Source organism: Pseudomonas sp. NPDC089743, assembly GCF_044748785.1.
GTDB classification, from domain to species: Bacteria; Pseudomonadota; Gammaproteobacteria; order Pseudomonadales; family Pseudomonadaceae; genus Aquipseudomonas; species Aquipseudomonas putida_X.
In genome coordinates this window covers 1-18,689 of sequence record NZ_JBIVGS010000010.1, presented here as the reverse complement: position 1 = coordinate 18,689, position 18,689 = coordinate 1, and the positions used below count along the sequence as shown (strand labels likewise).

16 protein-coding genes and 1 rRNA gene are annotated in these 18,689 nt (G+C 61.3%); 7 read left to right on the top strand and 10 right to left on the bottom strand.

What is annotated here, in order from left to right:
• Positions 1-123: 123 nt before the first annotated feature.
• The 7 genes from ACIPZC_RS17715 to ACIPZC_RS17685 all read left to right on the top strand — a co-directional run bounded on the left by ACIPZC_RS17715 (position 124) and on the right by ACIPZC_RS17685 (position 6,768).
• Positions 124-930: an NAD(P)-dependent oxidoreductase gene (locus ACIPZC_RS17715; protein WP_267821528.1), complete on the top strand. Its 807-nt coding sequence runs from the start codon at positions 124-126 to the stop codon at positions 928-930.
• A 26-nt stretch (positions 931-956) separates the two neighbouring features.
• Entirely contained in the window at positions 957-1,835 is an 879-nt protein-coding gene (locus tag ACIPZC_RS17710) for an SMP-30/gluconolactonase/LRE family protein (protein ID WP_400628498.1), read from the top strand.
• A 65-nt stretch (positions 1,836-1,900) separates the two neighbouring features.
• Complete coding sequence (locus ACIPZC_RS17705) at positions 1,901-2,872, top strand: TRAP transporter substrate-binding protein (protein ID WP_267821524.1); 972 nt, start codon at positions 1,901-1,903, stop codon at positions 2,870-2,872.
• A gap of 68 nt (positions 2,873-2,940) precedes the next feature.
• Positions 2,941-3,468 (top strand): TRAP transporter small permease, encoded by a 528-nt coding sequence (locus tag ACIPZC_RS17700; protein ID WP_400628495.1) that lies wholly within the window; start codon positions 2,941-2,943, stop codon positions 3,466-3,468.
• A complete protein-coding gene (locus tag ACIPZC_RS17695) occupies positions 3,469-4,749 on the top strand; it encodes a TRAP transporter large permease (RefSeq protein ID WP_400628493.1) in 1,281 nt (426 codons plus the stop codon). It begins immediately after the preceding gene.
• Positions 4,750-4,905: 156 nt separating this feature from the next.
• Positions 4,906-5,826, top strand: coding sequence for a DMT family transporter (locus tag ACIPZC_RS17690; RefSeq protein WP_241802718.1), 921 nt, complete (start codon positions 4,906-4,908; stop codon positions 5,824-5,826).
• 24 nt (positions 5,827-5,850) lie between these two features.
• A complete protein-coding gene (locus ACIPZC_RS17685) occupies positions 5,851-6,768 on the top strand; it encodes an aldose 1-epimerase (RefSeq protein WP_400628491.1) in 918 nt (305 codons plus the stop codon).
• Between the two features lie 2 nt (positions 6,769-6,770).
• Here ACIPZC_RS17685 and ACIPZC_RS17680 read toward each other — a convergent pair whose 3' ends face one another.
• The 10 genes from ACIPZC_RS17680 to rrf all read right to left on the bottom strand — a co-directional run bounded on the left by ACIPZC_RS17680 (position 6,771) and on the right by rrf (position 18,536).
• Positions 6,771-7,667, bottom strand: coding sequence for a LysR family transcriptional regulator (locus ACIPZC_RS17680; protein WP_400628489.1), 897 nt, complete (start codon positions 7,665-7,667; stop codon positions 6,771-6,773).
• A 52-nt stretch (positions 7,668-7,719) separates the two neighbouring features.
• A complete protein-coding gene (locus tag ACIPZC_RS17675; protein WP_400628487.1) occupies positions 7,720-9,750 on the bottom strand; it encodes a pyridoxamine 5'-phosphate oxidase family protein in 2,031 nt (676 codons plus the stop codon).
• Between the two features lie 27 nt (positions 9,751-9,777).
• Positions 9,778-10,401, bottom strand: coding sequence for a glutathione S-transferase family protein (locus ACIPZC_RS17670; RefSeq protein WP_241802714.1), 624 nt, complete (start codon positions 10,399-10,401; stop codon positions 9,778-9,780).
• A 129-nt stretch (positions 10,402-10,530) separates the two neighbouring features.
• Positions 10,531-11,085 carry a UPF0149 family protein gene (locus ACIPZC_RS17665; protein ID WP_400628484.1) on the bottom strand — a complete coding sequence of 185 codons (555 nt, stop codon included), beginning with the start codon at positions 11,083-11,085 and terminating at the stop codon, positions 10,531-10,533.
• 73 nt (positions 11,086-11,158) lie between these two features.
• On the bottom strand, positions 11,159-12,148 hold the full coding sequence (locus ACIPZC_RS17660; RefSeq protein ID WP_400628483.1) for an asparaginase: 990 nt from the start codon (positions 12,146-12,148) through the stop codon (positions 11,159-11,161).
• On the bottom strand, positions 12,145-13,299 hold the full coding sequence (locus ACIPZC_RS17655; RefSeq protein ID WP_400628481.1) for a hypothetical protein: 1,155 nt from the start codon (positions 13,297-13,299) through the stop codon (positions 12,145-12,147). The genes ACIPZC_RS17660 and ACIPZC_RS17655 overlap by 4 nt, the downstream gene beginning before the upstream one ends.
• A gap of 10 nt (positions 13,300-13,309) precedes the next feature.
• Entirely contained in the window at positions 13,310-14,206 is an 897-nt protein-coding gene (locus ACIPZC_RS17650) for a nitrilase family protein (protein WP_400628479.1), read from the bottom strand.
• Between the two features lie 149 nt (positions 14,207-14,355).
• Positions 14,356-16,290, bottom strand: coding sequence for a flavin monoamine oxidase family protein (locus ACIPZC_RS17645; protein WP_400628477.1), 1,935 nt, complete (start codon positions 16,288-16,290; stop codon positions 14,356-14,358).
• 204 nt (positions 16,291-16,494) lie between these two features.
• Complete coding sequence (locus tag ACIPZC_RS17640) at positions 16,495-18,138, bottom strand: acetolactate synthase large subunit (RefSeq protein ID WP_012313089.1); 1,644 nt, start codon at positions 18,136-18,138, stop codon at positions 16,495-16,497.
• A gap of 282 nt (positions 18,139-18,420) precedes the next feature.
• Positions 18,421-18,536: ribosomal RNA gene (gene rrf / locus ACIPZC_RS17635) — 5S ribosomal RNA — on the bottom strand.
• Positions 18,537-18,689: the final 153 nt, after the last annotated feature.

Sequence of the window (18,689 nt, the reverse complement as noted above, 5' to 3'; positions counted from 1 at the left end):
ATCGCGCCGTGGCTCGCGATGGGCCGCAAGGTCACAGAAATAACATTGACAACCCTGGAAGTCACTGCCGATAATCCAGGCAAGTCATACGACAACCTACAACAATTAACAAAAGAGCCGGCCATGACCACTACCCCCCTCAAGCGCCTGCTGCTCACCGGAGCCGCAGGCGGCCTGGGCAAGGTCCTTCGCGAACGCCTGCAAGGCTACGCCGAGGTCCTGCGCCTTTCCGATATCAGCCCGATGGCACCTGCTGCGGGCCCGCATGAAGAGGTCGTGACCTGCGACCTGGCCGACAAGGCCGCCGTCCACGCACTGGTAGAAGGTGTCGACGCCATCCTCCATTTCGGCGGCGTATCCACCGAACACTCCTTCGAAGACATCCTCGGCCCCAACATCTGCGGTGTGTTCCACGTTTACGAGGCGGCGCGCAAGCATGGGGTCAAGCGCATCATCTTCGCCAGCTCCAACCACACCATCGGTTTCTACCGCCAGGACGAACGCATCGACGCCCACGCCCCGCGCCGGCCCGACAGCTACTACGGGTTGTCCAAGTGCTACGGCGAGGATGTGGCCAGCTTCTACTTCGACCGCTATGGCATCGAGACCGTCAGCATCCGCATTGGCTCGTCCTTCCCCCAGCCACAGAACCTGCGGATGTTGTGCACCTGGCTGAGCTACGACGACCTGGTGCAGCTGATCGAACGCGGGCTGCACACCCCCAATGTAGGCCACACCATCGTCTACGGTGCCTCCGACAACCGCACCGTATGGTGGGACAACCGCTATGCCGCACACCTGGGCTACGCGCCGAAAGACACCTCCGAGGTGTTTCGCGACGTGGTAGAGGCCCAGCCGGCCCCTGCCGCCGATGACCCGAGCATGGTCTATCAGGGCGGCGCCTTCGCCGTTGCCGGACCGTTCAACTGATACCCAGTGCTTCAGGAGGCCCGGCCATGAACTGCGAACTGATCGTCGACGCCCGCAACGGCACCGGCGAAAGCCCCGTGTGGCACCCCACCGAACAAGCCCTGTACTGGGTCGACATACCTGCCCGCACGCTGCATCGCTGGCAGCCCGATGGTGCGCACCAGAGCTGGCAAGGCGACGAGATGATCGCCTGCATAGCGCGCACTGAGCAGGGCTGGATCGCCGGCATGGAAAGCGGCATCTTCCAGCTTGAAACCAGGGCCGATGGCAGCCTGGCCAGCCACTTGCTCAGCGCCGTCGACCATGCCCGCAGCGGTATGCGGTTCAACGATGGGCGCTGTGACCGCCAGGGCCGCTTCTGGGCCGGCACCATGCTGATGGACATGCAGCAAGGCGCCACGGTCGGCGCGCTGTACCGGCATGACGGCGAGGGCCGCTTGTACCTGCAGCAGGACGGCATGATCGTGCCCAATGGCCTGGCCTTCAGCCCCGACGGCACGCGCATGTACCTGTCGGACTCGCACCCTGACGTGCAGAAAATCTGGGTGTTCGACTACGACATCGACAGTGGTACACCCCACAACAAGCGGCTGTTCATCGATATGCATGCCTTCCCTGGCCGCCCGGACGGCGCTGCCATCGACCAGGACGGCTGCTACTGGATTTGCGGCAACGATGCCGGTCAGGTCCATCGGTTCACACCGGATGGCCGCCTGGACCGCTCACTCAACGTGCCGGTCAAAAAGCCAGCGATGTGCGCTTTCGGCGGCTCCAACCTGGACACCCTGTTCGTCACCTCGATCCGCCCCACGGGCATCGACCTCGGCGACCAGCCGCTGGCCGGGGGCGTTTTTGCTTTCGAACTCGGCGTCAAAGGCCTGGAGGAACCTGCCTGCCGGGGCTGAACACCCGTACTGCCAACCACACTCGCACGCCCGAAACCAGATAATAAAAACCACGGAGTTTCATCATGACGTTCAAACGCAAGCTGCTTCTTGCTGCACTCCCGTTCGCTTTCAGCCTCTCCCTGCCAGCCCACGCGCTGGACATCAAGTTCGCCGAGATCCACCCGGCCGGTTACCCGACCGTGGTCGCCGAGCAGAACATGGGCAAGAAGATCGAAGCGGCCAGCAATGGCGAGATCACTTTCAAGATGTTCCCTGGCGGCGTCCTCGGCTCGGAAAAGGAAGTCATCGAGCAGGCGCAGATCGGTGCCGTGCAGATGACCCGCGTCAGCCTGGGGATCGTCGGCCCGGTGGTGCCTGACGTGAATGTGTTCAACATGCCGTTCGTGTTCCGCGACCATGACCACATGCGCAAGATCATCGACGGCGATATCGGCCAGGAGATCCTCGACAAGATCACCAATTCCGAATTCAACCTGGTGGCCCTGGCCTGGATGGACGGCGGCTCGCGCAGCATCTACACCAAGAAGCCGGTGCGCAGCTTGGAAGACCTCAAGGGCATGAAGATCCGCGTGCAGGGCAACCCGCTGTTCATCGACATGATGAACGCCATGGGGGGCAACGGCATCGCCATGGATACCGGCGAGATCTTCAGCGCCCTGCAGACCGGGGTGATCGACGGCGCCGAAAACAACCCGCCAACCCTGCTCGAGCACAACCACTATCAGAGCGCCAAGTACTTCACCCTCACTGGCCATCTGATCCTGCCAGAGCCGGTGGTGATGTCCAAGACCACCTGGAACAAGCTCACCCCTGAGCAGCAGGCGCTGGTGAAGAAGGTCGCCCGCGAAGCGCAGATGGAAGAGCGTGCGCTGTGGGATGCCAAGACTGCCGCCAGTGAAGAGAAACTCAAGGCTGCAGGCGTGGAGTTCATCACCGTCGACAAGAAACCGTTCTTCGACGCTACCGCTTCGGTACGCGAGAAATACGGTGCACCGTACGCCGACCTGATGAAGCGTATCGACGCCGTACAGTAATACCGGCCCCTTTCCAAGTTTGACCTCGGCAGTGCGACGCCCGTCGCCCTGCCGCTTTGGTGATACCTATGAAATCGCTTTTCCTGAGCGTCAACGACACGCTCTACCGCGGCTGTATCTGGGTCGCGGGCCTGTCGATCCTGGCCATGTCGCTGATCATCCCTTGGGGCATCTTCGCCCGCTATGTGCTGGGTACCGGCTCCAGCTGGCCGGAGCCGGTAGCGATCCTGCTGATGGTGGTGTTCACCTTTGTCGGCGCTGCCGCCAGCTACCGGGCCGGCGCGCACATGGCGGTGGGGATGATCACCGACCGTCTGCCACCCCTGCAGCGCCAGCTGGTTGCACTGCTGGTTCAGGTGCTGATGATCCTGGTATGCGTGTTCATGACCTACTACGGCGTCAAGCTGTGCATCACCACGTGGAACCAGTCGTTGGCCTCGTTGCCTGGGGTGCGGGTGGGCATGACCTACGCGCCGATCCCCGTCGGTGGCCTGCTGACCCTGGTTTTTGTACTGGAAAAACTCCTGCTGGGCGATCAGAGCAACCGCAAGGTGGTTCGTTACGATCTGGCCGAAGAAAACGAAGGAGCTGCGTAAATGGATGCGTTCATTCTGTTGGGCAGCTTCATCGTGCTCATCCTGATCGGTATGCCGGTGGCCTTCGCTCTGGGCCTGTCGGCGCTGATCGGCGCCTGGTGGATCGACATCCCGCTGCAGGCGATGATGATTCAGATCGCCAGTGGGGTTAACAAGTTTTCGCTGCTCGCCATTCCGTTCTTCGTGCTGGCTGGCGCAATCATGGCCGAAGGTGGCATGTCACGGCGTTTGGTGGCCTTCGCCGGCGTGCTGGTGGGCTTCGTACGGGGCGGTTTGTCGCTGGTCAATATCATGGCCTCGACCTTCTTCGGCGCCATTTCCGGCTCGTCGGTGGCTGACACCGCATCGGTAGGCTCGGTACTGATCCCCGAGATGGAGCGCAGGGGCTACCCGCGCGAGTTCTCCACGGCGGTAACCGTCAGCGGCTCGGTGCAGGCATTGCTCACCCCACCCAGCCACAACTCGGTGCTGTACTCGCTGGCGGCGGGCGGCACGGTGTCGATTGGCTCGCTGTTCGTTGCGGGGATCATGCCGGGCTTACTGCTGAGCGCGGTAATGATGGGCCTGTGCCTGATGTTCGCCAAGAAGCGCAACTACCCCAAAGGCGAGGTTATCCCGCTGCGCCAAGCGCTGAAGATCGCCGGCGAAGCACTGTGGGGCCTGATGGCGATGGTGATCATCCTCGGCGGTATTCTCTCGGGGGTGTTCACCGCCACCGAATCAGCGGCCGTGGCAGTGGTCTGGTCGTTCTTCGTGACCATGTTCATCTACCGTGACTACAAATGGCGCGACCTGCCCAAGCTGATGCACCGTACGGTGCGGACCATCTCGATCGTGATGATCCTGATCGGCTTTGCCGCCAGCTTCGGCTACGTGATGACGCTGATGCAGATCCCGTCGAAGATCACCACCTTGTTCCTGACCTTGTCAGACAACCGCTATGTGATCCTGATGTGCATCAACTTCATGCTGTTGCTGCTGGGCACGGTGATGGACATGGCGCCGTTGATTCTGATCCTGACGCCGATCCTGCTGCCGGTCATCACCGGCATAGGTGTGGACCCGGTGCAGTTCGGCATGATCATGCTGGTGAACCTGGGCATCGGCTTGATCACACCACCGGTCGGTGCGGTGCTGTTCGTCGGCTCGGCCATCGGCAAGGTGAGTATCGAATCGACGGTGAAGGCGCTGCTGCCGTTCTACATCGCGCTGTTCCTGGTGCTCATCGCGGTCACCTACATCCCGGCCATCTCGCTGTGGCTGCCGAGCGTCGTGCTGTAACAGACCTCATCCGGGGCCGCTGTGCGGCCCATCGCCGGCATGCCGGCTCCCAGGTACCGCGCCGATCTGATGGATCATGCGAAACCTGTGGGCGCTGGCTTGCCGGCGATGGGCTGCGCAGCAGCCCATGGACACTCCTGCAAATGGACCCTGCACATGGCTGTCGCTGTTTCTACCTCGCTTTTCCCACGCAAGCTGGCGGTCGCGCTACTGGCGCTGCTGGCCTGCTCGTTCGCCGGCAACCACATTGCCGCACGCATCGCCTTCGATGACGACACCGGCGTTCTGCTGGCCATCCTCTGTCGTTCCGGCATCACCTTCCTGGTACTGGCCAGCCTGGTGCTGTGGCAGCGCCAGCCACTGAGCCTGCCGGCTGGCACGCGGCATTGGCAACTGCTGTTGGGCCTGCTGATCGCCACCCAGAGCCTGTGCCTGTACTCGGCCGTGGCGCGCATCCCGGTTGCCTTGGCGCTGCTGGTAGGCAACACCTTCCCGATGCTGCTGGCGCTGCTGACCTGGGCGCTGGGCGGCGCTCGCCCGACCGGGCGCACCGTGCTGTTCATGGGGCTGATCCTGTGTGGCCTGGTGCTGGCGCTGGATGTACCTGGGCGCCTGAGCAATGAGGGTGAGGCCAACCCGCACTGGCTTCTGGGCGTGGGCCTTTCGTTCTGCGCCGCCTGCGTGTTCGCCTGCGCGTTGTGGATCACTGACCACAAACTGGCGGCGGTTCGCGGCCCGGTGCGTAGCTTGCTGACCCTGTTGATCGTGTTCGCCAGCATGCTGGTGGCCGGTGCCAGCGGGGTGATGCCATCCGGGTTGTCGCTGCCGGCCAGCGCCAGCGGCTGGGCAGCGTTGGCCAGCCTGGTGGTGCTGTATGGCGTGGCCTTCACCTTGCTGTTCGTCTGCGTGCCACGGCTGAACATGGCGCAGAACGCGCCGGTGATGAATATCGAGCCCATCGCTACGCTACTGCTGGGTTGGGCTTTGCTGGATCAACGCCTGGGCACCTGGCAATTGATCGGCGCCGCCGTGGTGGTGTGCGGCATCGTGCTGCTGACCTACCGCCGGGCCAACTGACCCGCTTTGTAAAAGGAGCCGCTGATGGCTGTCACCGAACTGCAGCTGCAAGACCGCCTGACCCGCCTGACCCTGGCGCCCGAGCTGGGCGCCAGCTTGGTCAACTGGGAAGTGAAGGCGACCGGGCAGGCGCTGCTGCGTCATACCGACCCGGCGACGCTGGCCAACGGTACACCGCGGCAGTTGGCGTGCTACCCCTTGGCGCCGTGGTCCAACCGCATTGGCGAAGGTGGTTTTGCAAGACCCGAAGGTTGGCTGGCCCTGGCGCCCAACACCCCACACGATCCGTATCCGATTCATGGCACTGCCTGGCAGCAGGCCTGGCAGGTGGCTCACCACACTGAGCGAAGTGCAAGGTTGACCCTTCAGAGCAGCGTGCCGTTCGCCTACCGGGCGGTACTGGATGTGCATGTGCATGAAGGTTGCCTGAGGCTTGACCTGCATGTGACGCATCTGGATGAGCCCGCTACCTGGTACGGGCTGGGCTTGCATCCTTACTTCCCGCGCTACCCAGACACCCGGCTGCGGGCAGCGGCGCAGCATGTGTGGCTGGCCGAAGAGGGTCGGTTGCCGTCGTACAAGGCAGCGGTGCCTGATGCGTGGCGCTTCGATGCGCCGGCCGGCCTGCCGAGCACCGTGGTCGACCATGCGTTCGGCGGCTGGGCCGGGGACTGCGTGATCGAACAACCCGCAGCCGGTTATCGCCTGGCATGCAGCGCCAACGGCGCCGAGCATTTCTTGCTGTTCTGCCCCCAGGACAAACCGTTCTTCTGCTTTGAGCCGGTCAGCCATCCAGTCAATGCCCACCACCTGCCGGGGCAACCGGGGCTGCGTTTGTTGCAGCAGGGTGAAGAAATGAGCCTGGGCTTCAGCCTGGAGTACCAGGCGATCCAGACGGTTGTCAGCGAGCAAGTGGAGCCGGGTGGCCCGAAGGCAGGATGACGTCAGTCCAGCCCTTGGGCCCGCAGCTCATGCGCCAGCATGTCGACGAACGCGCGCACCTTGGCCGAACCGTGCTTGCTTTCGCGGTGCAGCACATGGATCGGCCATGGGGCTTCTTCATAGTCGGCAAGGATCACCTGTAACTGCCCGCTGGCGATCTCGTCCACCACCTGATACGACAGCAACCGGGCAATCCCCAGCCCACCCACCGCCGCGGCAATCGCACCGTCGTTGCTGGTCACGGTGAGCCTGGGTTGGATGCGCACCAGGGTCGGTTCGTCCGTCACGCCGAAGCGCCAGCCCGCGCGCGGTGACAGGTTGGTGGTGGCGATCACCGCATGCGCCGGCAAGTCCGAAGGGTGCTGCGGCACGCCATGGCGCAGCAGGTATTCAGGCGAGGCGCAGAGCATGCGCCTGACCCTGCCCACGCGCAGGGCCTTGAGGCCGGAGTCGGGCAGCGGACCGATACGCACGGCAACGTCCATGCCCTCCTCGACCATGTTGACGATGCGGTCGAGGAAGTAGGCAGAGACGTTGACCTCGGGGTACTGCTGCAGATAACGCACGATGCTCGGCATGACGAATTTCTTGCCGAAAAGGATGGGCGCAGTGACCGCCAGCTCGCCTTTGGGCGTGGCGTTGATACCGGCGGCGGCCTCGTTGGCCTCAAGGATGCTGGCGAGGATATGGCGGGTGTCCTCCAGATAGCGGCCACCCGCCTGGGTCAGGCGCACGCTGCGCGTGGTGCGTAGCAACAGTTTGACGCCGAGCATGTCCTCGAGCGCACTGACAGCGCGGGTTACGGCAGCGGGCGAGATATCCAGGCGGCGGGCGGCGGCTGCGAAGCTTTCCAGCTCGCCTACCGCAACGAACACCTTCATCAGGTGAATCTGGTCCATGTCAGCTCCTGGGGACGGGTGTCGAGTGATTATCAGCCATCTGCAGGCGGCATCAAATGTCCAGTACCAACGCTTGCCCACCCTCCTGCGTTTTGCCCGGCACCGCGCAACAGATCAGCACTGTCCCCGCGTCCGGCATCTGCGCAGGCGGGTTCGGGTAATGCACCTGGCCGCTCACCACCTTGGTCTTGCAGGTGCCGCACGAACCGCCCCGGCAGCTGAAGTCCGGGGACAACCCTCGGGCCTCGGCAAGTTCCAGCAAGGTACCACCGCCCGGCGCCCAGCGCGCCTCCTTGGCCGAGCTGGCGAAGTACACCGGCACCGGCTCGCTGGCAGCCGGTGGCTGCTGCAATGTCGGCTGGTTGTAGTCGGTATGACGCTTCAGGGTCGACGGGCCGAAGGCTTCCGCATGGATGCGCTTGTCGGGTACATGAATGGCGCGCAGCCCTTCATACAGCTCCTGGGTAAAACTGGCGGGCCCACACAGGTAGAAGTCGTAGTCATCCAGCGCCAGCTTCGCTTTGACCTGCTCGATCGCCAGGCGCCCGGCATGGTCGTAGTCGCGTCCTGGTAGTGCATCGTCCTCGGGCTGGCTAAGGAAACGATGCACACTCAACAGGCCGCCTGCCTGCTCGCCCAACGCCGCCAGTTCCTGCTGAAATGGCAAGTCGGCGAGGCGGCGGGCGCCGTGGAACAGATGGATTCGCCGCGCCTGCTGCCGGGCCAGCTGCTCGCGCAACATGGCGATCAGCGGGGTAATGCCCACGCCTGCCCCGATCAGCACGATGGGCCTTGCGCTGTCGCCATCCAAGGTGAAACTGCCCATGGGCAGCCGCACGTCGAGCAGATCGCCCACGCCGACCTGTTCGTGCAGATACCGCGAAGCCGCCCCCTGGGCCTTCACGCTGATGCGCAGGTAGCCGTCCGATGGCGCGCACGACAGGCTGTAGGTGCGAATCAACGGCGTCTCGCCTCCCAAAGCCAGGCGCACCGGAATGTGCTGCCCTGGGGCGAACGTTACCGGCCTATCTGGGGCGAGGTAGAACGAGCGGATGTCTCGGCTTTCCTGCTCCACCCGCTGCACACGCCAGGCCAGCCATTGGCGCTGCCGTTCGCGCTGCTGCAGGCGCTGCTCGGCCTCGGCCCAGGTGCCGGTCATCAGGCTGGTAGCCGCGTACTCCTGGAAGGCCCAGCGCAATGACACGCCAGCCCGGCGCAGCACGACCTGTTCGACCTGAAGCGTCCATAGCCGCTCGGCGCCTTCGAAGTCTTTGATCAGTGGGCTGTCGAGCACAATAGTGGTGCGGCCAGTCAGTTGCAGGACATCACCGTTGCTGAAATCGACGAACAACAACCCTGACTGCGGATTTTCCAACAGGTTGCCGAGGGTATTGAAGTGCAGGTTGCCGGCGTAGTCGGGGATTGTCAGGCGGTTGCCATCGACCTTGACGAACCCGGCCCGGCCGCCGCGGTGCGAGACGTCCACCGCGCGGTGGCCGTCTGGGTGGTCTATGTAGCTGGCCACGAAAAAGGTGTCGGCCTGCTCGATCATGGTCACCGCATGGGCATCCAGCACGCTTGAATCCAGCCGCCCCTGCGCCGGCTCATCGACACGCGTGTAAGCACGCATCTGGATGTACTGGGGGCAATTGCCGAAAGCATGCTCCACCGCCACCGCCAGCCGCCCATCGTTCCCTTGTTGGACAAGGCCGTTGATGCGATTGCGGCGGCGGCTGTGCAGCTCGATGCCGAGCAGGCCGACAGCACCACCTGGGCCCAGGCCTGGCGCTGCCGGGTCGTCACTGGCGAGCTGGGTGTCGATGAGCAACTGCCGAGGGTCGGGCGAGCTGACGAAGCCTTCGGGGCCTTCAAGCAGCGTCGCCCAGGGTTTACCGTGGGCGTCCACGGCACCTGCAACCAGAAACGGCAATTGCCGGTAGAACTCGCGATGCTGGTCGGGCATGTAGTCACGAATGACCTTCCGCCCGAACACCTCCATACGTTCCGCCACACCGGCCTGTTCCTGCAGCCGTTTCTCGCCAGCGTGCCAAGGGGAAGTACGAGGGTCTGGTAGTGCTTGCATGGCGGCGTTCCTCGGTAGGGTAGCGGCTCAGGCGCTGGCTTGCAGGCCCACGGCGGTACGTGGCATGGCAACGAAGCCGGGCAGCGCTTCGACACGCGCCAGCCAGGCACGCACGTTGGGGTACGGGTCCAGCGAGACATTGCCTTCGGGGGCATGGGCGATGTACGAATAGTTGGCGACGTCGGCGATGGTTGGCTCGCTGCCCACCAGGAACGGCGTCTTGGCCAGCTCGGCATCCATCACCTTGAGCAAGCTGTGGGCACGGCCGATGACTTCGTCGGTGTTGAACGAGGCGCCGAACACCGTGACCAGGCGAGCGGCAGCAGGGCCGAAAGCAACGGGCCCGGCAGCAACCGACAGCCAGCGCTGCACGCGGGCAGCGGCAAGCGGGTCTTGGGGCAGCCACTGGCCACGTTTGTCGTAAGTACCCGCGAGGTAGACGAGGATGGCGTTGGAGTCGGCGATGACAGTACCGTTGTCATCGATCACAGGCACTTGGCCAAACGGGTTGATGGCGAGAAATTCCGGCTGCTTGTGCGCCCCTTTGGCCAGGTCTACGAAGACCAGTTCGGTGGGCAGGTTCAGCAGTGACAGCATCAGCTCGATGCGGTGGGCATGGCCGGACTTGGGGAAGTTGTAGAGTTTGATCATGGTCTGCGCTCCAGGCGTGGCACCGGGGTGGTGCTGCTGGAACACATGCTGCGCTGATTCGGCGGGAAGCAGAATCAGCGCGCAGAGGAGATCATAATTTCGCCGGGCGAAATAATGACCTTGGGCAGATCAATGTCGCTGCTGCTTCTGATACCGATACAAGCCCTTGGCTGCAGCGACCACGTGGGGCACACAAGCCTGAAGCTCATCGAAGCTCATGGTATCAAGCAGTTCGAAGTTATCTTCCAGCCCGTGCAGCGAAATGGCCTTGAGCAGTTGATCCTGCTCTGGCGGAAGCTCGCCCCATTGCGCGACCTGGGTAGCGCGCATGTAGCCAAAGCACCACTCCTCCATGATGATCGCTGGCCCTTCCTCGCCTTCACTTTCTTCGAACACCGGCTCGAAGCCGTCGACATCCTCCGCAAGCTGTTCCGCCACCTGGTGGGCATAGCGCAGCATCAATGCTGTGTAGGCTTCTTCATGGGCTGGCTTCTTGAACTTCGGCACCTTGCCACCGGCGACCGCAGGCAACCACTGCTCGGGGTTGACCCGACCCGGCGAGCTGGCCAGGCCGGTGAAAAAGCCGTTGAGCTCGGCAAGGTTGAGTACCGAATAGTCGTTACCGTAGGTGATCAGCAGGTCTTCAAGGCGGTTGAGCTCTTTTTCGCTGAGGGGAGGAAGCATGGGGGCACATCCTGAAAAGCCAAAGTGTGTGCACCCTATCACAGCAGCGGGGCAAGGGCTGCGGGCAGTTCCCCTAATGGGGTAGCCAGGAGCACAGCGACGACTGTTGCCCCGTGCCGAGTAGCAACCACAACAATATTCGACACTTGCGCGGACACAGCTGCCCGGCCATATGTACGCCCTTGGACTGCAAGTCGATCTCTGCCCCCGCAAAGCCATAGGTCGACCGAGCGGTGGTACCACTTCCGGTGCGGGTAGCGACAATCACTGGCAGATTCGGCGCGAGCTCACCCAGCATATCGGACCAGGCGCTGGAAACGTGCCCAGCACCGAAACCGGCTATGACCAGCCCCTCGAACCCAAAGGCCGCAACAGCCTGCAGCAAGGCGGTATCTGCATCGAGGCAGGCCTCCAGCAGTGCAACCCGATGTTCAACGCGTTCGGGCAGCGGTAGCACGGCGCGCGGGCAAGGCATTTGACGATACACCGCCATGCCTTCTACCAGCTCTCCAATGGCACCACTGCCAGGCGACTCGAACGCCGCCATCGCCAGGCTGGCTGTCTTGCGGACCCTCGTTGAGCAGTGGATCTGATCGTTGATCACCACCAGCGCACCTCGTCCCCTGCTCTCCTGGGCCAGTGCTACCTGCGCCGCCGCCAGCAAATTGGCCGGCCCATCGCTCCCCGGCTGGCTGGCCGAGCGCATTGCACCGGTGAGCACCAGCGGCGCATCGTAAGGCCAGAGCAGGTCGAAGAAGTACGCCGTCTCCTCCAGCGAGTCGGTTCCCTGAGTCAGTATCACTGCCTGTGAGCCAGCTTCGATTTCAGCACGGGCCCAGGCCAGCACCTCAAGAAGCATCACGAAACTCAGGGAGGCGCTAGGGACCAGACACAGCGTGGCAATTTCAAGCTGCGCCAGCTCGCGTAATTGGGGTAGCAAGGCCAACTGCTTCTCACAATCGAGACTCGGCGTCACTCCCCGTCCAGGAGCATCGGCCTGCATGCTGACTGTTCCTCCCAGGCTGGCAATCGACAAGCGAGGCAAATGTTCAACTTCCGTCATATGCCAACTCCCGTAACAAGACCGACCAGCGGCACGATAGCGACTGTACTGATGGCCATGGACAGAACATTGCCGATGTAGCCATGCATATAGCTCGGTAATCGCTGGCTGATGGCCACAGCCAACGGCGGTGCGATCAGTGCACCCGACACTGCACTGAGCATGACCACCTGCCAGCTACCGCCATGGGTCAGTATCGCGGCAGGAACGATGGACACGATGGGGATATAAGTGGGATACCAGCCACGTGCTTGCCATTGACGCCGCCAGATCACAACACCAATCAGCGAAGACAACCCCTGCCCGGCCAACAGTTGAACAACCAGTTGCGAGCCATAGGCGGGGGCGGCGGGCGCTAGCATGTAGGCGGCCAGCACCCCCAGCAAGAGCCCCAGACTGGCCAGTTCATTTCCGAAGAATGGGCCTTCGCTGAAATCGGCCAGCACGCGCCGGAGTGACCAGAGCACTCCATAGTCCGGATTTGGCGCAACGGCCGGCAACGTCGCGGGCCTGCGGCCGCCCTTGACCAACGATGGAAAACGCCTGCACAGCATGAAAGCCATCACGCTTGCTACAGCCATCCCGCTGACAGTGCCGATCACGGGAGGTAACTGCAGGGGGTAGCAGAGGTAATTGACCAGCAACAGGCTGGCTGGTGCTACCAGCAGTGCACCCAGGACCGCACCAGTGACCGTTACCTGCCAGCCGCCACCAAACAGCAGCACCATGGCAGCCGGCAGCGAGACGAAGGCGACGAATGTGGGTTGCCAGGCGCCACTGGCCAGGGTCCAGCCCCACATGGCATGACTGAGCAGCAGCCCTAGCAGCGAGCTGGTGACAACCCAGGGCCACAAACCGCTGCCATAACAGACGGCGAAGCCCTGGCACCGGTAGCCTCGGATATAGGCCCAATGCGCCAGGCAAGCGCCGAGCAGCAAGCCGAGAGCGGGTAGTTCATGCTTGTAGAAAGTGACTTCGCTGATGTCTGCGACTATCCAGCGCAGGCGGCTTAGTGGCTGATCAAGGGTCGCAGTCCACTGTGCATAATCGGGCCATTGACCCACTACCACACTGGCAGTCAGCAATGCTGTCAGGCCGGCAAGCATCAACGCAGGAATCAATTGCTGGGAAAAAATGAACTTAACCTTCATTACCATCTCCTCAGCGTGGCATGGGTGCATGCATGCGGTAGCCGAGCGTGGCGTCGTAAAGATCTGTCCGCCGGTCTCGTGGCAAATCGTTGAGGCTGTTCCAGATTGGCGCCGAACGGGCCGCGCTGAGATCGACATCGGCATAAAGGATGGTTTCGTGATCTGCACTGGCCATTTCGCCGATAGGCCACCCATTGGTCCCAGCGATCAGCGAACAGCCCAGAAAACGGCCTCCCCGCTCGCTACCGATTCGATTGGCGGCGGCGATATAAACATTGTTGACGTGTGCTGCGGTCATGGTGAGGTACGAAGCCATGCAACGGCCGGCAACATCGAACAGCGGTGGTGGCGTCCATACCCAGTTGTTCAGGCTGCAGAGGATGTCGGCGCCTTGGGCCGCCATCAAGCGGGGGACCTCGGGAAACCAGATATCCCAACAGATCAACAAACCTATACGCCCGATGGGCGTTTCGAAAACAGGGAAACCCAAGTCGCCGGGGGTGAACCACAGCTTTTCCTGATTCCACAGGTGAGCCTTGCGGTAATGCCCAAGCATCCCTCCTGGCCCGAACAGTACTGCACTGTCATAGAGTTTCAGACCATCGCGTTCCGCGAAGCCTGCGGCCAGATAAACCTGTTGCTCCTGAGCAAAATCCGCCCACGCCTGGAGGCTGGGCCCGTCCTGTAGCGTCTGGGCATGAGCATAGGCTTCGGCACGCGACTGAAAGGTATAACCGGTGTCTGCCAGTTCAGGCAGCACAATCAGGCCGGCGCCTTCACGGGCCGCTTGACGGGCCAGTGCCAACCCGCGTTTCAGGTTGGCATTGCGATTTTCTAGGCCGACCTGGGGGTCGAACTGAATGACGGCAACTTTAACCGGGCTTATCGGGAGGCATTGTTCGGACATGGCGGCTTCCTTTTATGGTTGTTGTGGAAGAACGCCAGTAAAGCGGGGCCAGGCTGGGGAGCGACAGTCAGCCCGCTCCCACAGACCTGTAGGAAAAGTGAAGAGTTTTGGTAGGAAACGCCCTATTCGAAGACCTTCAAACGCTTTGTTTACCGAATTTGATAATGCGGATAGTGATCAAGGGTGAAGCCACCATGGAACTTGGCTGATGTGCGATCACAGATGTTTATGACCGTGTCGACTGCCGTACGCAGACATGGCTCCGTCCAACCCGCATCAACAGAGAAGCACTCCCCAGCCAGATAAAGTCCCGAGGATGCACTCAATTCACGGTTGTATTTCATCAAGCCAACAGCGTCGTAATAGGTGCCTGCTCGATAAAGTTTTGCGCAGCCGAGGGCGTTTCTATCAGTCATCCATCGCTGTATACGAATGTTTCGAGTATCGATGTAAGGCGATATGGCTTCACCGATATTGCTACAGCGCAACAGGATCCGATCAAGCTCATTGATGCACTTCTGTGCGAGCTCCTCATCAGAAAACGCCCCCAGTTTGGTGGCGTCGTCTTCCCAGGTGTAACTGAGGAGGATGCAATCATCGGTGTAGCTGTCGTTGTAGCGGTAGGCATACACGTCGTGGACAAAGCTGTCAGTGATCAGGATTTGTGGCAAAGGAAGTTGGCGATCGAGGAAGGATTTCTGGAGCGGCGCATAGACTTTGCAGCTGGTTTCCCAATGGGCATGCTTCCAGGCATCCATGATCGGTTGCGGCAAAGACTCCCGGCTGAAATCACTAAGCCGGATCTGAGTTTCAATCAACCAGGATGGCGTGGTCAGAACAACGCTGTCGAAATCATCGTGCAGCAACTGCTCTCGCTCTGAATTGCTCCACTGCCAACGGTATTGAACTCGAATACGACCATTCGGCAGTTTCTGCAGACCGCACACCGAACTGTCAGTCAGCAGTCCATCATCACGTTGAGCAAGATGGCTATACAGTGACGTGCCCTGAGTATCAATATCCATGAACAGCAGGCAGTCATCCATCGCTGCCAGGCCAAGATAGGCAGGTGCCTGGAACATTACCCCCTTGCTGTCAGGCACCGTCTCGACTTCCAGATACGGTGCGGCGAAAGGTATGCCCTCCTCATCCACACGCCCGTGAACCAATTGCAAGTGGCTGCTGAAGCCGAAGATCGCAGTGCGCAGAGGGTACAGGCAGCAGACATCATAGAATGCACCCCAGCTGCCATCACCGATACCTATCGCATAGAAGATTGCCGACTCATCTCTATCCATGCCTAACCCGCCAAAGTCACCGGGGTTTGCTGGATCCCAGCGGTCAAGAACAGGTTGGTGAACCAACTCCCGGAACGATAGCCGGTGATACCTTTCTACAATGGCAGACCACATCGATTCCCAGCTTTGCGTGCCGTAAACAGTGGCAACCTTTTCGGCGAACAGCTCTGCAAAGCGTGTCCATTTCCCGTGAATGCGCTGCAGGGTGTCCGTAGGAGGAGGAGTGTCTCCTTCTGGATTGCGCCAGATCAGAAGGGCCGGATCTTTACTTTCGTCAAGCTGGCCTTCTCGCAGGTAGATCCCTGTGGCATTCACCCAAGGTGTACCAGGGTTGGGAAAGTCGGAGAGGCGCAAGTCGAATAATTTGGCGTAGTAGGCCATCAGCGAACGTCCGTCCTTGGCAGGCTCCCCCGTTCTATTGAAGAAGGGCATGCGCATTGCCCCCATTTCAAAAGGGCTTTTAGGGTGCTTGTAATCGCCAAGGTTGTTCACCACTGTCAGGTGGCGGCCGCCAAGACGCTGGGATTGCTCGATCAAAGTGATTTGTGTGAAGCCACAACGCAGCAGCTCACGGGCAGCGGTCAAACCGGTAACGCCAGCGCCGACGATGCAGATCCGATGCTCCGGTTGAACAGCACGCGCGATACCACCTTCTTGCTCGATCAGCCGGCGATAGTCAAAGCAAAGGTCTGGTGGATTCGGGAAGCGTGCAGCCCAAGGTTGCGTGGGTGAAGGAGGCTCAATGGCCAAGTTGGCGGGGTGATTGTATGACGATCCAATGGTCATGTTCTCGTGTTCTCCATGGGGGCTTGAGAACGTGAGAATGGTGAATCGTAAGACCTGAGCGGTGGTGGATATGTACGCCCATGAATGCAGGCTCTGCCGCGTGACCGCTGGAAAGCCGACACTGTTGTGATGCCTGGGCAGCCTGATCCCCGGTAAACCGTCTCCCCTGGGGGAGGCGGTTCACCAAGGATTGGACTTTAGGACTTACACCGCCAGCGCGCGCTCACGCAGCTCGCTGTTGAGGATGCGGTCGTTCTCGCTGTAATCGACCGGGCAGTCGATCACGTGCACACCCGGGGTCTTGATGCAGTGCTCGAGCAGCGGCAGCAAACCTTCGGCGCTTTCTACGCGATGGCCATTGGCACCGTAGGCTTCGGCGTACTTGACGAAGTCCGGGTTGCCGTAGTCCAGGCCGAAATCGGTGAAGCCCATGTTGGCCTGCTTCCAGCGGATCATGCCGTAGCCGTCATCACGCAGGATCACCACGGTAACGTGCATGCCAAGACGGACTGCGGTTTCCAGCTCTTGGCTGTTCATCATGAAGCCGCCGTCGCCACACACCGAGATCACCGGACGGTCCGGGTACACCAGGTGGGCTGCCATCGCCGACGGCAGGCCAGCACCCATGGTCGCCAGGGCGTTGTCGAGCAGTACGGTGTTGGGCTTGTGAGCCTTGTAGTTACGGGCGAACCAGATTTTGTAGATGCCGTTGTCCAGGGCAACGATGCCTTCGGACGGCAGTACGCGGCGGATATCGGCAACCAGGCGCTGAGGGTAGACCGGGAAGCGGTCATCGTCGGCGCCTTCGGCGATCTGGGCTTCGTTGGCTTCACGAATCGCCATCAGGCGGGTGAAGTCCCAGTGCGAAGTGTCGCCCAGGCCTTCGGCGATCTGCCAGACAGCGTTGGCGATGTCGCCGATCACTTCAACCTGCGGGAAGTACACGGCGTCGACTTCGGCGGAACGGAAGTTGATATGGATGACTTCGGTGCCGCCACGGACCATGAAGAACGGCGGCTTCTCGATCACATCGTGGCCGATGTTGACGATGAGATCGGCCGCTTCGATCGCACGGTGCACGAAATCACCGGACGACAGCGCAGCGTTACCCAGGAAGCGCGGGCTGCGCTCGTCAACCACACCCTTGCCCAGCTGGGTGGTGACGAACGGGATACCGGTCTTGTCGACCAGTTGCTTGAGGACCTTGGCAGTCATCTTGCGGTTGGCGCCGGCACCGATCACCAGGATAGGGCTGCGTGCGGTGCGCAGTTTCTCGATGGCAGCTTCGATAGCCACATGTTCGGCCAGCGGACGGCGGTGCAGGCTGCGCGGGATCGGCATGGCATCGGTCTGCTCGGCGGCGATGTCTTCCGGCAGCTCCAGGTGCACGGCACCCGGTTTTTCTTCTTCGGCCAGGCGGAACGCTTCACGCATGCGCGAAGGGATGTTGTCGGCCGAGGCGAACTGGTGGGTGTACTTGGTGATGGGATCCATCATGCCGCACACATCGATGATCTGGAAGCGGCCCTGCTTGGACTTCTTGATCGGCTTCTGGCCGGTAATCATCATCATCGGCATGCCGCCCAGGTAGGCGTAAGCACTGGCGGTTACCAGGTTGGTAGCGCCGGGGCCCAGGGTCGACAGGCTGACGCCGGTCTTGCCGGTCAGGCGGCCATAGGTGGCTGCCATGAAGCCCGCAGACTGCTCGTGGCGGGTCAGTACCAGCTTGATCTTCGACTTGCGCAGGGATTCCAGCAGGTCGAGGTTTTCCTCACCAGGAATGCCGAACACATACTCGACACCTTCGTTTTCCAGGCATTGCACAACGACATCGGCGGCCTTGGCCATCTTGCTTGTAACCTCAGTTGTATAGGACGGTGAAGGTCCAGAAATGCGCAGCACGGCACGCTGGCATCGCTCTATCCGGGCGCGAGGGTGCCCCGAACCTAAGCCTTGACGCAGCTTGGGCGGGGCAAAGTCACGTAAACGAACAGGATTAATTGTCGCACCCTTCGGCGCGTTTGCGCAGGTGCGAGACGGACAAAACATCTTTGCCTGGAGAAAGGTGTGCGAATATCGGAAAGACAAAACCCCTACCTGCTCGCGCAGATAGGGGTTTTGCGAAATGAATCTTGACGATGACCTACTCTCACATGGGGAAACCCCACACTACCATCGGCGATGCATCGTTTCACTACTGAGTTCGGGATGGGATCAGGTGGTTCCAATGCTCTATGGTCGTCAAGAAATTCTGTAGCCAGAATGTCCAGATGGACAGCCCAGCGAATTCGGATATGTGATGTTTGTGGTTCGTTGCGAACTTTCGGTTCGTATCATCTTCACCACCACAATCTGCAGCAGCAAATTGCTTGGGTGTTATATGGTCAAGCCTCACGGGC